The sequence below is a fragment of the Kocuria sp. CCUG 69068 genome (assembly GCF_020833785.1).
Taxonomy (GTDB): Bacteria; Actinomycetota; Actinomycetes; order Actinomycetales; family Micrococcaceae; genus Kocuria; species Kocuria rosea.
In genome coordinates this window covers 1-12,299 of the sequence record NZ_PDDL01000010.1, presented here as the reverse complement: position 1 = coordinate 12,299, position 12,299 = coordinate 1, and the positions used below count along the sequence as shown (strand labels likewise).

General features: G+C 69.5%; 12 protein-coding genes, 1 tRNA gene and 1 pseudogene. 11 read left to right on the top strand and 3 right to left on the bottom strand.

The genetic code is table 11. The features are described from left to right. Window positions 1–23: 23 nt before the first annotated feature. From CRM73_RS03460 to CRM73_RS19885, 10 genes and pseudogenes are all read left to right on the top strand, one after another. Complete coding sequence (locus CRM73_RS03460; RefSeq protein ID WP_188550670.1) at window positions 24–1,436, top strand: conjugal transfer protein TrbL; 1,413 nt, start codon at window positions 24–26, stop codon at window positions 1,434–1,436. A gap of 7 nt (window positions 1,437–1,443) precedes the next feature. Further along, window positions 1,444–2,913, top strand: coding sequence for an SCO6880 family protein (locus CRM73_RS03455; RefSeq protein WP_229586858.1), 1,470 nt, complete (start codon window positions 1,444–1,446; stop codon window positions 2,911–2,913). A gap of 98 nt (window positions 2,914–3,011) precedes the next feature. Then, window positions 3,012–4,220 carry a hypothetical protein gene (locus tag CRM73_RS19890; RefSeq protein WP_370658517.1) on the top strand — a complete coding sequence of 403 codons (1,209 nt, stop codon included), beginning with the start codon at window positions 3,012–3,014 and terminating at the stop codon, window positions 4,218–4,220. Beyond that, complete coding sequence (locus CRM73_RS03445; protein ID WP_188550672.1) at window positions 4,217–5,719, top strand: ATP-binding protein; 1,503 nt, start codon at window positions 4,217–4,219, stop codon at window positions 5,717–5,719. The genes CRM73_RS19890 and CRM73_RS03445 overlap by 4 nt, the downstream gene beginning before the upstream one ends. Next, window positions 5,719–6,282 (top strand): hypothetical protein, encoded by a 564-nt coding sequence (locus CRM73_RS03440; RefSeq protein ID WP_188550673.1) that lies wholly within the window; start codon window positions 5,719–5,721, stop codon window positions 6,280–6,282. The genes CRM73_RS03445 and CRM73_RS03440 overlap by 1 nt, the downstream gene beginning before the upstream one ends. Before the next feature lie 23 nt (window positions 6,283–6,305). Then, window positions 6,306–8,057 (top strand): type IV secretory system conjugative DNA transfer family protein, encoded by a 1,752-nt coding sequence (locus CRM73_RS03435; protein ID WP_188550674.1) that lies wholly within the window; start codon window positions 6,306–6,308, stop codon window positions 8,055–8,057. 83 nt (window positions 8,058–8,140) lie between these two features. Beyond that, on the top strand, window positions 8,141–8,587 hold the full coding sequence (locus tag CRM73_RS03430; RefSeq protein ID WP_229586857.1) for a single-stranded DNA-binding protein: 447 nt from the start codon (window positions 8,141–8,143) through the stop codon (window positions 8,585–8,587). Between the two features lie 19 nt (window positions 8,588–8,606). Further along, window positions 8,607–9,200, top strand: coding sequence for a hypothetical protein (locus tag CRM73_RS03425; RefSeq protein WP_188550676.1), 594 nt, complete (start codon window positions 8,607–8,609; stop codon window positions 9,198–9,200). After that, on the top strand, window positions 9,197–9,436 hold the full coding sequence (locus tag CRM73_RS03420) for a hypothetical protein (protein WP_188550677.1): 240 nt from the start codon (window positions 9,197–9,199) through the stop codon (window positions 9,434–9,436). The genes CRM73_RS03425 and CRM73_RS03420 overlap by 4 nt, the downstream gene beginning before the upstream one ends. A 177-nt stretch (window positions 9,437–9,613) precedes the next feature. Further along, window positions 9,614–10,666, top strand: a pseudogene (locus CRM73_RS19885) (recombinase family protein); the annotation flags it as partial. On the opposite strand, the gene CRM73_RS03415 reads toward CRM73_RS19885, so the two are convergent. The 3 genes from CRM73_RS03415 to CRM73_RS03410 all read right to left on the bottom strand — a co-directional run bounded on the left by CRM73_RS03415 (window position 10,577) and on the right by CRM73_RS03410 (window position 11,340). Then, a complete protein-coding gene (locus CRM73_RS03415) occupies window positions 10,577–10,882 on the bottom strand; it encodes a hypothetical protein (RefSeq protein WP_229586856.1) in 306 nt (101 codons plus the stop codon). The pseudogene CRM73_RS19885 and the gene CRM73_RS03415 overlap by 90 nt on opposite strands. A 186-nt stretch (window positions 10,883–11,068) precedes the next feature. Further along, window positions 11,069–11,203 (bottom strand): hypothetical protein, encoded by a 135-nt coding sequence (locus CRM73_RS19660; protein WP_255662367.1) that lies wholly within the window; start codon window positions 11,201–11,203, stop codon window positions 11,069–11,071. Window positions 11,204–11,264: 61 nt separating this feature from the next. Further along, window positions 11,265–11,340, bottom strand: a tRNA-Ala gene (locus tag CRM73_RS03410). Between the two features lie 120 nt (window positions 11,341–11,460). Between CRM73_RS03410 and CRM73_RS03405 the strand changes: the two genes are divergently transcribed. Continuing rightward, a partial coding sequence (locus CRM73_RS03405) for a LysR family transcriptional regulator substrate-binding protein (RefSeq protein WP_229586855.1) occupies window positions 11,461–12,299 on the top strand: 839 nt, incomplete at its 3' end.

The window sequence follows — 12,299 nt, the reverse complement described above, 5'->3', positions numbered from 1 at the left end:
GCTTCGTGAAGGAGTGATCTGCGGTGGGTGTGTGCGATATCCCCCTTGTCTCAACTGTCTGTGACACCGCCGGCGAGGCCGCCGCCTCGCTGGTCTCCGCTCCGTTCGACTGGCTCGCCGGCGCGATGGGCGCCGCCGCCGGCTGGTTGTTCGAGGCCGTGTGGTCGGTGTTCGACACGACGACCCTGGTCGACGTCACGTCGCCGGAGTATGTGGCGGTCTACAACATCCTGTTCGGCATCGCGGTGTTCGTGATGCTGCTGTTCTTCTGCCTCCAACTCATCACCGGACTGATCCGCCGCGACCCCACCGCGCTCAGTCGTGCAGCCCTCGGCCTCGCCAAGTCTGTGCTGGGGTCGTTCGTGGTCATCACCCTGACCGCGTTGCTGTTGGAGATCGTCGATCAGCTCTGCATCGGGATCATCCAAGCCGCCGGCGAGACCACCGAGTCGATGGGCGACAAGATCACCCTGCTCGCCGCAGGGCTGGTGGGGATCAACATCGCCGCACCAGGGGTCGGCGCGATCATCACCATCTTCCTCGCCGGGCTGGCGATATCGGCCGCCACCATCGTCTGGCTCAGTCTCTTGGTCAGGAAGGCGCTGCTGCTGGTCGCGATCGTGCTCGCCCCGCTGGCGTTCTCCGGCGCCTCCTGGGATGCGACGAAGGGGTGGATCAGCAAGTGGGCGATGTTCGTCATCGCCCTGATCGTCTCCAAACTCGTCCTGGTCGTGATGTTCCTCGTTGCCATCACCCAGGTGTCGGCACCGATCGACGGCGACCTGGCCTCCGTGGCGGACCCGATCGCCGGGATCGTGCTTATGGCGATGGCCGCCTTCGCCCCCTACATGACCTACAAGTTCCTGAACTTCGTCGGGTTCGACATGTACCACGCCATCGGATCGGAGCAGGACGCCAAGAACGCCCTCAACCGCCCCGTCCCCACCCCCTCCAAGCCCGGCGGCAACGGGAACGAGCCGAAGAAGGTGCTCGACGGCGGTGACGACAAGTCCGGTGGAGGCGGGAGCGGCGGTGGGGGTGGAAAGAAGCCCCCGGAGCCGAAGAACCCGAAGCCGCAAGCATCCAGCGGCACCGCTGGCTCGGCCGGGGCCGGTGGCGGGAAGGCGGCCGCGAGCAGCGGTGCAGGTGCTGGGGCTGGGGCTGCAGCGGCGGGGCCCGCAGCAGCGGCCGTGGTGGCGGCGAAGGTCGCCAAGGACGCCGCGACCGCCGGACCCAAGGCCGGCAAGGCCCTGGGCAACCAGGGCGAGACCGCGGCCGACTCCGCCGGGCAGACCGGCAGCACCCCGCCGTCCGCGCAGGCACCCCCGTCGTCGACGCCTCAGCCCAAGGCGCCCACTGGTGGGGCGTCGGGGACGGAGGCGCGTCCGCCGAAGCAGCCCCCACCGCCGGCACCAAAGCCGACAGGGAAGGAGTGAATCCGCAATGCCCACGAAGCAGACCGAGCCCGCCACGTCGGCGGAGTTGGTGCCGGTGAAGTTCTCCCGGCTCACCCGCCGTGGCATCCTCCTGGGCCTCTCGCTGTCTCAGCTCATCACCCTCGCCACCGGCATCCTCTCCTTGGTCGGGGCCCTGTATGCCGGTGGCGGCATCCTGCTCGCCTACACCGCCCCGGTCTGGGCGATCGCCGCCGCGCTGACGTGGATACCGATTGCCGGCCGGCCCGCGGTGGAGTGGCTGCCGGTCGCGTTCTGGTGGCTCTGGCGTTCGACCGGCGGACAACTCCTGTACCGCCGTCGGGTCGTCACCCCACGCCCGGCCGGGGCGCTGGCGCTGCCCGGTGACATGGCCAGGCTGCGCGAGTACACCGACCCCGAAACAGAGGCCGGGATGATCCACGACCCCCACGCCCAGACCCTCACCGTGGTCTGCGAAGTGTCCCATCCGGCATTCGTACTCCTCGACCCCGGCGAGCAGGAACGACGAGTCACCTCCTGGGGCCGCGTCCTGGCCACAGTCTGCCGCTCCGGACGCATCGCCACGTTGCAGGTGCTAGAGCGGACGCTGCCGGACTCCGGCACCGGACTGGCCGAGTGGTGGGCCGCCCACGGCACCGCCGACGACACCTGGGCCGCGACCACCTACGCCGAGCTGATCGACCGCGCCGGACCAGCCGGCGAACGCCACGCCACCACCCTGAGCTTGTCGCTGGACATGAAGTCCTCCGCCCGGCAGATCAGAACCGCCGGCGGCGGCATCCGCGGCGCCGCCGCCGTCCTGTGCCAAGAGATGTCCACCCTCGTGGCCGCGCTCCGGTCCGCCGACCTGACACCTTCGGGATGGCTGTCACCGGGCGAGATCGCGGTGATCCTGCGCTCGGCGTATGACCCGGCGATCGCCGCCACCTTGGAACGCCACGGCGAACTCGGCCAATCCCTCGCCACCGCCGGGCCGGTCGCGGTCAACGAGTCCTGGACCCGCATCCGCACCGACTCCGCCCACCACGCCGTGCTGTGGGTCTCGGAGTGGCCCCGCTCGATGGTGTATCCGGGGTTCTTGTCCCCGGTGCTCTTGTCGACCGGCATCCAGCGGTCGTTCTCGCTGATCTGCACCCCAATGCGCTCCGACCAAGCCGCACGCGACATCCGCAAGAAGAGGGTCGAGCACATCTCCGACCAAGCTCAGCGGGCAAAGATCGGGCAGATCGAAGACGCCGCCCACACCGCCGAATACCAAGACGTGCTCCAGCAGGAAGCCGACCTCACCGCCGGCCACGGCGTCCTCAGATACACCGGCCTCATCTCTGTCTCCGCCCCGACAGTGGAAGAGCTCGAAGCGGGGGTGGCGGCGATCGAGCAGGCCGCCATTCAGGCCTGGTGCGAGACCCGGTTACTGGTGGGCCAGCAGGCCGCGGCGTTCACCGCCGCCGCACTGCCGTTGTGCCGCCGCGTCTGAGCTGACCAGCCGGGGGTGGGTGCCGGTGTGCACCTGAGGGGTGAGCCCGAACTACCGGGTTCGCCCCTCTCTGTTCGCCCATCGTCTTGGAGGCTGTGATGCCCACGTTCCACGATCCGCTCGCCGATGCGGCCGAGGCCTCCGAGGCCCTGCGGGGCCTGGCCCACGCTTCCCGCGTGTTCGATGATCCGGCGGACACGTACCGGGTGTTCGGTGACCTCGTGGCGGGGGTTCGGTCGCTGCTCCAGGTGCTCGACCAGCTCGCCAGCACCCACCTGGGTGCGCGGGATCGGGCGTTCGACGATGACGGCGACCCCACCGCGGGCGCGGCGTCCGCGCTGGCCGCGGCCGATGAGCTGCACCAGGCCGGCACGCTGCTGGATCAGGCCTATGACCGGCTCGACGCGGCGTTCTCGCACTCCGGGAGGATCGCCTGGCACCCCGAACCGGTCGTCGACCGAGACGCCGCCCGGGAACGACTGGTGGCACGCCTCGGCGGCGACCCCGCCACCACGACCGTGCAGGCCGGTTCGCTCACGTTGGCGGTGTGGACCGATGCGCCGGTGGGTGAGCATCAGCGCTACGCCTACCGGATCACCGACACCACCACCGGCGAAGCGGTGGAGGGCCGGGACCTGTTCACCGGCGCCGGCACTCCCGTCGACCCCGACCGCGCCATCCGCGACCTCGTGACCTTCCTGAGCGCCGCGGGTGAGGCTCGCCAGTACGCGATCGATCATCCCGGCAGCAGCCCTGATCACGAGGGCCTGTTCCCGGCGTGGGTGGCCGAGGCCGCCCGCACCAACGCCGACGCCCTGGCCGAGCTGAGCGAGCACGGCTCCACCGAGCGCGTCGCCGGACCGGCGCGGGTGGGGCGGCGGTGGCTGAACGTGGCCTTCCTCCAGGGGGAGGAGACCGATGCGGTGCTCGATCTGATCGACAGCGACGGCGCCGAGGCTGCCATCGGACGCCTGAGCGGGTACGACTATGGCGAGGAGACCACCCAGGCGGCCTTGGAGAACGGGTACGTCTACGACGACCAACCGCCCACCGGCAGCACCGACCGGACCGTCCAGGACGGCGGGTACGCGCTGACCTACAACCACGCGCTCGGGCATGTTGGCCTGTACCGCGAGTTCGACACACCATCAGACGCTTCGGTGCACGAGGCCGAGCAGCCACACCGGGACCCCGCACCGGCTCGGGAGACGTCGGCTGCCCGGCGCGCCGCCCTCGGCGCGGACCGCGACTGGTACGCCACCCCCTCTGGCAATTCGGCCGGTTCGGGACGGGGGCTGTCACTATGACCGGCGAGGGAGACGAGCGGGAGCGGCTGCACACCTCGGTCCTCGTCGCCCCCGCCGCCGAGCGCCGCCGCCTGCGCAGGCAACGCCGGAAGGCAGCCGCCAAACTCCTGACCGAGCAGCATGCCGCCGAGAAAGCCGCCGCGCGCGCGAAGGCCGAGGCTGAGCGCGCCGAACGCCGCGCCACCCGCTACCTACCCGCCGCTGGCGAACCCGGCCCGGCTGCGCTCAGGTCACCGGGTCGGTTCCGGCTCCCGCGCCACCAGGACACCTCGGCGACGTTGGCGGGGGCGTATCCGTTCGTCGCCGAAGGCGGGCTGGGCTCCGACGGGGTGTTCGTGGGCCAAGACCTCTACTCCGGCGGCAGCTTCGTCTACGACCCCTGGGTCTTGTACGCCCGTGGCATCATCACCGCACCCAACGTCGTGTTGGCCGGGATCGTCGGCTCCGGCAAGTCGAGTCTCGCCAAGTCCCTCTACACCCGGTCCCTGCCGTTCGGGCGCCGCGTCTACGTCCCCGGCGACCCCAAAGGCGAACACACCGCGGTCGCGAACGCGGTCGGAGGCCGGGCGATCGTCCTCGGCCACGGCCTGAACACTCGGCTCAACCCTCTCGACGAGGGCCACCGCCCCGGCGGGCTCAGTGATGAGCAGTGGAAGACGACCGTGGCCTCCCGCCGCCGGGACCTCATCGGCGCCCTGGCGGAGACCGTCCTCGCGCGCGGGTTGACGCCGTTGGAGCACACCGCCATCGACCTCGCGTTGACAGCCACGGTGCGGGAGAACGACGTGCCGATCCTGCCGATGGTCGTCGACCACATCCTCAACCCCAGCACCTCAGAGGCAGACGCCGACAGTCGATTGGCCGAGGATGGCCGGCTCGTCGGCCACGCCCTACGCAGGCTCGTCGCTGGTGACCTTCAAGGGCTCTTCGACGGACCGAGCACTGTTGCGTTCGACGCGTCGCTGCCGATGATCAGCCTCGACCTGTCGCGGGTGACGGAGAACTCCACCCTCATCTCGGTGCTGATGACGTGCTCCAGCGCGTGGATGGAGTCCGCACTGCTGGACCCGGCCGGTGGGCAGCGGTGGGTGATCTACGACGAGGCCTGGCGTCTCATGTCCCACCCGGCGCTGTTGAAGCGCATGGACGCGCACTGGCGGCTCGCTCGTCATTACGGGATCGCGAACATGCTGATCTTCCACAAGCTCTCCGACCTCGACAACGTCGGCGACCACGGCTCAGCCATGCGCTCCCTCGCCAACAGCCTGCTGGCGAACGCCGAGACGAGGATCGTGTACCGGCAGGAATCCGACCAGCTCGGACCTACCGCCACCGCCCTCGGACTGACCGGCACCGAACAGAAGCTGCTCCCCTCGCTGGGGGTCGGGCAGGGGTTGTGGCGGATCAAGGATCGCTCCTTCGTGACCCAGCACCAGCTTCACCCCGCCGAGCTGGGACTGTTCGACACCAGCTCCCGCCTCACCCAGGGGGTCATCTGATGGCATCGAAGAAGCCACGCCGCACCACCGGGCAGGACCGGGCAGAGACCCCGGTGCTGCTGCCACACGTCATCGTCACAGTCGCCGAAAACGGTGCCCTGGACGTCACCGTCGACGGCACACCGTTCCCGCCACCACAACAGGGCGCCGCGTGGACGCGCAGCACCTTCGGTGAGCTGATGGACGCGATCACTGCGGACCGGACCATCGCGGTGCGGATCGAGGTCCGCGAGGTCGACGGGTCCGTGTTCACCGACCTCATCCGCGCCCGCAAGCCCACACCGGCAGAACCCGCGGAGACCAAGCCGCAGGAACAGCGTGACAAGCACACCAAGACCAAGCAGGGGCCGGAGCTGGTGGAGGTCACCGGTGAGGGGTTCGTGCCCGGTGAGGACATCGCGGTCGCCGTCGTCGTCGCTCACACCGACGCCACCGGCACCGGCCACGCCCGCGCCCTGATCGACACCGACCGGCTCGCGCCTGTCCTGGCCGGCGGCGCCGGTGAGGTCGTGCTGCTGGGACGGGTCTCAGGCACCCTGCACATCCGGCGGTTCTCACGGTGACCGGGCAGCGGCAGACTGGGAGCATGGGCGATGAGCTGACCAATGCCGCCATCGTCACCCTGATCGGTGCCTTCGGCTTCGCGCTCGTCCTGCGCGCCGCAGGATCAGCGGCCGCGCTCCTCACCGGCACACCCCAACCCGCCTCCGGCCCTGCATCCGGGCTCAGAGTGCTGTTCAATCCCGCCGACCCCGCGACGGCGCTGGATGCGGATGGTCTGAACCCGGCTGCGTACTGGATCACTACCGCCGTCCTGCTCGGCGTGCTCGCTGCGGCGGGGATGTGGGTGTGGGTACGGCTGCGTCGCCACTCGCGCAAGGTCGAGACCGACCCGCGTCGCCTGGCCGGCACCGCCACGGCACATGAGGTCACTCAGACCGCGTCTTCGAAGGCATTGCTACGCCGCGCCGCGACGTTGCGTCCCTCGCTCGACGAGGCCGCACCGTCCGATGTGGGCTACCTGTTGGGTCGTTCGCGCGGCAGGCAGGTGTGGGCTTCGGTGGAGGACTCGATCCTGCTGATCGGCCCACCCCGCTCGGGTAAGGGCCTGCATGTGGTCATCAACGCCATCCTGGACGCGCCCGGCGCTGTCGTCACCACTTCGACGCGGCCGGACAACCTCACCGCCACCCTCCGCGCCCGCCAACGAGACGGTCGTCCGGTGGCGGTGTTCGACCCCCAGCACCTCGCAGAAGGCATCCCCGCCGGGATGCGGTGGTCACCGATCCGCGGCTGCCACGACCCCCTGACCGCGATGATCCGCGCCACCGGACTCGCCTCCGCCACCGGACTCTCCGCCGGCGGGGTGGAATCCGGCGGGTTCTGGGAAGGCAAGACCCGCACCGCCCTCCAAGCCCTCCTGCACGCCGCCGCCCTCGACCACCGCCCACCCGCGGAGCTGTTCCGCTGGACTCTCGACCCGACCGCCGCCGCCGAGGCCGTCGCCATCCTCACCAACACCACCCAGGCCGCGACCGGGTGGGCGGACTCGCTCGGGGCGATGATCGACTCAGACCCCAAGACCAGGGACTCCATCTGGCAAGGCGTGGCGCTGGCCCTCGGAGCCCTGGCCGATCCTCGCGTGCTGGATGCGGTCTCACCGGGGCCGGGTGAGGGCTTCGACCCCGAGACTTTCATCCAAGACCGCGGCACCCTCTATCTGCTCGCCACCGGCGCCGGAGCCGGCGCCTCGGCCGCTCTGGTGGCGGCGTTCGTCGAAGACCTCATCGAGACCGCCCGCCGGATCGCCGCACGCTCACCCGGCGCACGCCTCGACCCGCCGCTGCTGCTGGCACTCGATGAGATCGGCAACCTCGCCCCGTTGCCCTCCCTGCCGACGCTGATGGCCGAGGGCGGTGGCACGGGGATAACGACCCTGCCGGTGTTGCAGTCGTTGGCCCAGGCGCGGGAGAAGTGGTCCGACAACGCCGCCGGAGCCATCTGGGACGCCTCCATCGTGAAGGTCATCCTCGGCGGTGCCTCCAACTCCCGCGACCTCCAAGACCTCTCCACCCTCATCGGCGAACGCGACGAATACACCGACTCGGTGACCCTGGGCGATCACGGCACCCGCTCCAATCAGCGCTCGGTGCGCCGGGTGCCGATACTCCCGCCGGACCGGATCAGGACCCTGCCGTTCGGCACCGGGGTGACCCTGCTGCGTGCCGCATCGCCGATCGTGACCGATCTGCGTCCTTGGCCCTCGCGGTCTGATGCCGCCCAGCTCAAGGGTGACCGGGCCGAGATCGAAGCGCTGTTGCGCCGCCCTGGCTCCTGACCACGTCTGGTCGCGTGGGTGCACCTGTCTGACACGAGCGGTCCTGCACGTGGGGTCGCGTGATGTGTCAGGAGGAGAGTCAGATGGCTATCCGCACCCAGCAGTCGTTCTCGGGGTTCGTGGCGTCCGACCCGCAGCTCAGCCACACCGAGAGCGGTGATGCCCGCCTGTTCATGAAGGTCGGCAAGGAGCACTACCGGCAAGAGGACGACGGGTCGTTCACCCAGACCGAGACCACCTTCCACAACCTGGTCGCGTTCAAGGCCGCCGCCGAGCAGGGCCACGAACGTCTGGCCAAGGGTGACAAGTTCGTCGCCGAGGGGTACGTCCGCGAGTACACCTACCAGCGCGACGGGCAGAACATCGAAGGCGAGGAGTTCGTCGCCCGCCGCCTCGGCCATGACATGGCCCGCACCCGCTACGACGTCGACCGCACACCCCGCCGCACCGCACCCGAACGCGACTCCGCCGCGTTCACCGCACCCGAGCGTCGACCGGCCACCCAGTCGGCGCCGGCCGTGAGTATGTGACCGACAGGGGCTATCGACGATGAGCAAGCACACTCCCGAACCAGACGAACCCGACCACCCAGGTGACGAGCCGGACTATCTGGACGACGAGCCCGACACCGACGACCCAGCCGGTAATGTGGCTGAGCCACCGCACCCGGTGAACTGGAACCTGCTGAGCGCCGATGACCTGGAAGCCGAGTGGCTGGCGCTCAATGACTGGGTCGCCTGGCTGCGCCGCACCTACGGGCTCCCCGCGTCGGTGGTGCCGCCGTTCTGGCACCGCCACCCCGAACTCCTCTGGGAACTATCCGCGCTGCACCTGCACTGGCTGTGCGCCTACGACCCCGAACAGAACGGGTCCGCACCCAACGGCTGGCACCGCGACTTCGCCGACACCCGCAATCGGCTCCGCGAATGGGTAAGTGCTTCCGGCACCCGCCTCGACCGGGACCGGACCACCCGCCAGACCGTCTGGCCTGGCGAGGACCCCGCACCGCCGGTGGAGGAGACCGTGATCGCCGACCGGGGTGAGGACTTCGTACAGTTCGTCTTCGAGCAGGTCCAAGCCCGCCGCGAAGCCGAGGAGGCGTTCTTCCGCACCCTCGATGAACCCACCGGAGAAGTCTCATGACCCGCCCACACCGGCCCGCACGAGACGAGCGCCTGCCGGAGCGGATGCGCGACTACCGCATCGAGGCCGAACCACGGCAGAGCCCGGACCTGCACAAGCTGGTCCAACTGTTCATCGGCGTGGCCCGCGCCCGCACCCAAGATGCCCAACGCCCCGCACCATGGCCCGAGCCGGACAGTACCGGGCCTGTCGGAGGCGACGAGGTAGAATCGAGCACGCAAGAAGCCAACGGCTGAACCCGCGCGTGGTTCAGCCCGTGGTGCGCAGTCCTGTTTGGCCTTCGTGGCTTACCCAGCAGGAACCGCTGAAGCGGAACCCGCTGGGTCGTGTTTCCCCGTTACGAGTCGCACCGCACCAGCGGACCAAGTCCCGCTGGTGCTGGCCCGACCATTCGGGAAGGGAAAACACGACCCATGAGCACCACAACACAAACCCCCTCTGCCACCGAGGTTCTGGATCACATCGGGGAGACCACCACCCTGGCGGTCTCCTACCTGCGCGTCTCCACCAAGGAACAGGCGTCCAAGGGCGGACGGGATGAGGGCTTCTCCATCCCCGCCCAGCGCGAGGCGAACCTGCGCAAGGCCCAGGGGTTGAACGCGATCATCGTCGAGGAGTTCATCGACGCCGGTGAGTCCGCACGTAAGGCCGACCGGCCCGAGCTGATGCGGATGATCGAGTACGTCAAGACCCACCAGGTCGCCTACTGCATCGTCCACAAGGTCGACCGGCTCGCCCGCAACCGCGCCGACGACGTGACCATCCACCTCGCCCTCAAAGAGGCCGGCGTCATGCTCGTCTCCGCGACCGAGAACATCGACGAGACCCCCTCGGGGATGCTGCTGCACGGCATCATGTCCACCATCGCGGAGTTCTACTCCCGCAACCTCGCCGGCGAGGTCTCCAAGGGCATGAACCAGAAAGCACGGAGTGGTGGCACCAACGGCAAGGCCCCGATGGGCTACCTTAACGTCACGCGACGCGACGAACTCGGCCGTGAGGTCCGCGCTGTGGAGGTCGATCCCGACCGGGCACCGCTGGTCAAGTGGGCCTTCGAGGCCTACGCCACCGGGAACCACTCCACGATCAGCCTGCGCGAAGAACTCATCGACCGGGGCCTGACCACCGTCCCGACGCCGAAGCGGCCCTCGAAGCCGCCGGTGCTGTCCACGATCCACAAGATGCTCACCAACCCCTACTACAAGGGCAGCGTCCGCTTCCGCGGCGCCACCTACGAGGGCCTACACGAACCCCTCGTCGCCCCCGAGGTCTGGTACCGCGTCCAGGCCGTGCTCACCGCGCATCAGACCTCCGGGGAGAAGACCCAATCCCATGACCACTACCTCAAGGGCAGCCTCTACTGCGGCCAATGCGGATCACGCTTGACGTTGACCAACGCCAAGAGTCGCCGCGGCGTGATCTATCCGTACTTCATGTGCACCGGGCGGCACGCCAAGCGCACCAACTGCGAACGCAAGTCCATGTTCGTGCCAGACATCGAAGCCGCCGTCGAGGACCACTACCGGCACATGCAGATACCCGAACACGTCCTGCCAGCGCTCCGTGAGCTGGTCACCAGCGAGTTCGACCGACTCCACCAGGTCGCCAAACAAGAGGCCCAGGGGTACAAGGCCGAACGAGACGCCCTGCGCGACGAACGGCAGAAACTCATGCAGGCCCACTACGCCGGCGCAGTACCCCTCGACCTCCTAGGGACCGAGCAAGACCGCATCGCCCGTAGGCTCGCGTTCCTCGACGCCCAGCTCAACGCCGGGGACATCGAATACGAGCAAGCCAAGGCGCACCTGGATGACTGCCTCGCCCTCGCAGGCGACATGCACGCCATCTACATGAGCATCAACGACTCGCTACGGCGGATCGCCAATCAAGCCTTCTTCGACAAACTCATCGTCCACGACGACGACACCATCCACGCCGAACCCGGAGTGCCGTTCAACGTGTTCCTCGACCCGGACGTCCAGACCCTCGCCGTCCGCCGCCAAGGACAGACAGTCGAATCCGGAACTCAAACTGGTGATGTCGTTGGTTTGAACAACGACCTTCTGGTGGAGCTAAGGGGAATCGAACCCCTGACCTTTTCATTGCGAACGAAACGCTCTACCAACTGAGCTATAGCCCCGGAGCAACCGTTCCATCGTATACATCCTGCGCCGGTTTCGCATCTCGGGCGCCCGGCGCGTCCGGGGCGGTTCCCGCCGGTGGTCGGGGAGCAGGGTCGGCAGTGGGTAGATTGACCGGCATGGACGACGCGCCCGGACCCCACGACCCCGCAGCCGACGAGGCCGGCGAGACGGCAGACCTGGCGGTCGCCTTCGTCCCCGGCGTGATGCCCGGCAAGTGGTTCTTCCGGTGGCGGGACCGCAACCCCGGCCGCGTCCTCGCCGAGCGCCCGCTCGAGACGGACGCGTGGGAGGAGGAGCTGGGAGCGGGGCGCGCCCACGCGTGCTTCGTGCGGCTGCCCGCGCACCCGCGCCCCGGGCTCGACGACCTCGCCACGCTGCGCGAGGAGTACCGGGCGGTGGAGCTCTACGCGGAGCAGCAGGTCGTGGTGCTGCCGCGGGACCACGAGCTGACCCTGCTCGACGAGGTGCCGGTCGCGGAGCTCGTGGACGAGGTGCTGCTGCAGGAGCCGGCGACCCTCCCCGAGCGCCACCGGCTGCGCTCCCCGGAGGCTGTCGCCGCGGACGCGCCGCTGCCCCCGATGCGCCACGCCCGGGACGCCGTCGAGCTCGTCGCCGCGGGCCTGGGGCTGGTCGTCGTGCCCATGTCGCTCGCCCGGCTGCACCACCGCAAGGACCTCGTCCACCGCGTGGTGCCCGATGCCGCCACGGTCCCCGTGGCGCTGGTGTGGCCGCAGGACCTGCCGGAGGAGCAGGAGGAGCTCGTGCAGGACTTCGTGGGCGTCGTCCGCGGCAGGGGGCTCAACAGCTCCCGGGGCGCTCCCGCACCGGCGTCCCCGGCCGCGGAGGACCGGCCGGCCGCCAAAGCGGGTCCGGCACGGGCCCCGTCGTCGCGCCGTGGGGGACAGCCCCCGCAGGGGGCGCGGCGGGCGGGCGCGCCCCGGGGCGGGGCGCGGTC

Coding starts and splice junctions, on each gene's coding strand:
- CRM73_RS03420 (WP_188550677.1), top strand. CDS start 9,197: ATGACCCGCCCACACCGGCCCGCACGAGACGAGCGCCTGCCGGAGCGG.
- CRM73_RS03445 (WP_188550672.1), top strand. CDS start 4,217: ATGACCGGCGAGGGAGACGAGCGGGAGCGGCTGCACACCTCGGTCCTC.
- CRM73_RS03435 (WP_188550674.1), top strand. CDS start 6,306: ATGGGCGATGAGCTGACCAATGCCGCCATCGTCACCCTGATCGGTGCC.
- CRM73_RS03425 (WP_188550676.1), top strand. CDS start 8,607: ATGAGCAAGCACACTCCCGAACCAGACGAACCCGACCACCCAGGTGAC.
- CRM73_RS03455 (WP_229586858.1), top strand. CDS start 1,444: ATGCCCACGAAGCAGACCGAGCCCGCCACGTCGGCGGAGTTGGTGCCG.
- CRM73_RS03430 (WP_229586857.1), top strand. CDS start 8,141: ATGGCTATCCGCACCCAGCAGTCGTTCTCGGGGTTCGTGGCGTCCGAC.
- CRM73_RS19890 (WP_370658517.1), top strand. CDS start 3,012: ATGCCCACGTTCCACGATCCGCTCGCCGATGCGGCCGAGGCCTCCGAG.
- CRM73_RS03440 (WP_188550673.1), top strand. CDS start 5,719: ATGGCATCGAAGAAGCCACGCCGCACCACCGGGCAGGACCGGGCAGAG.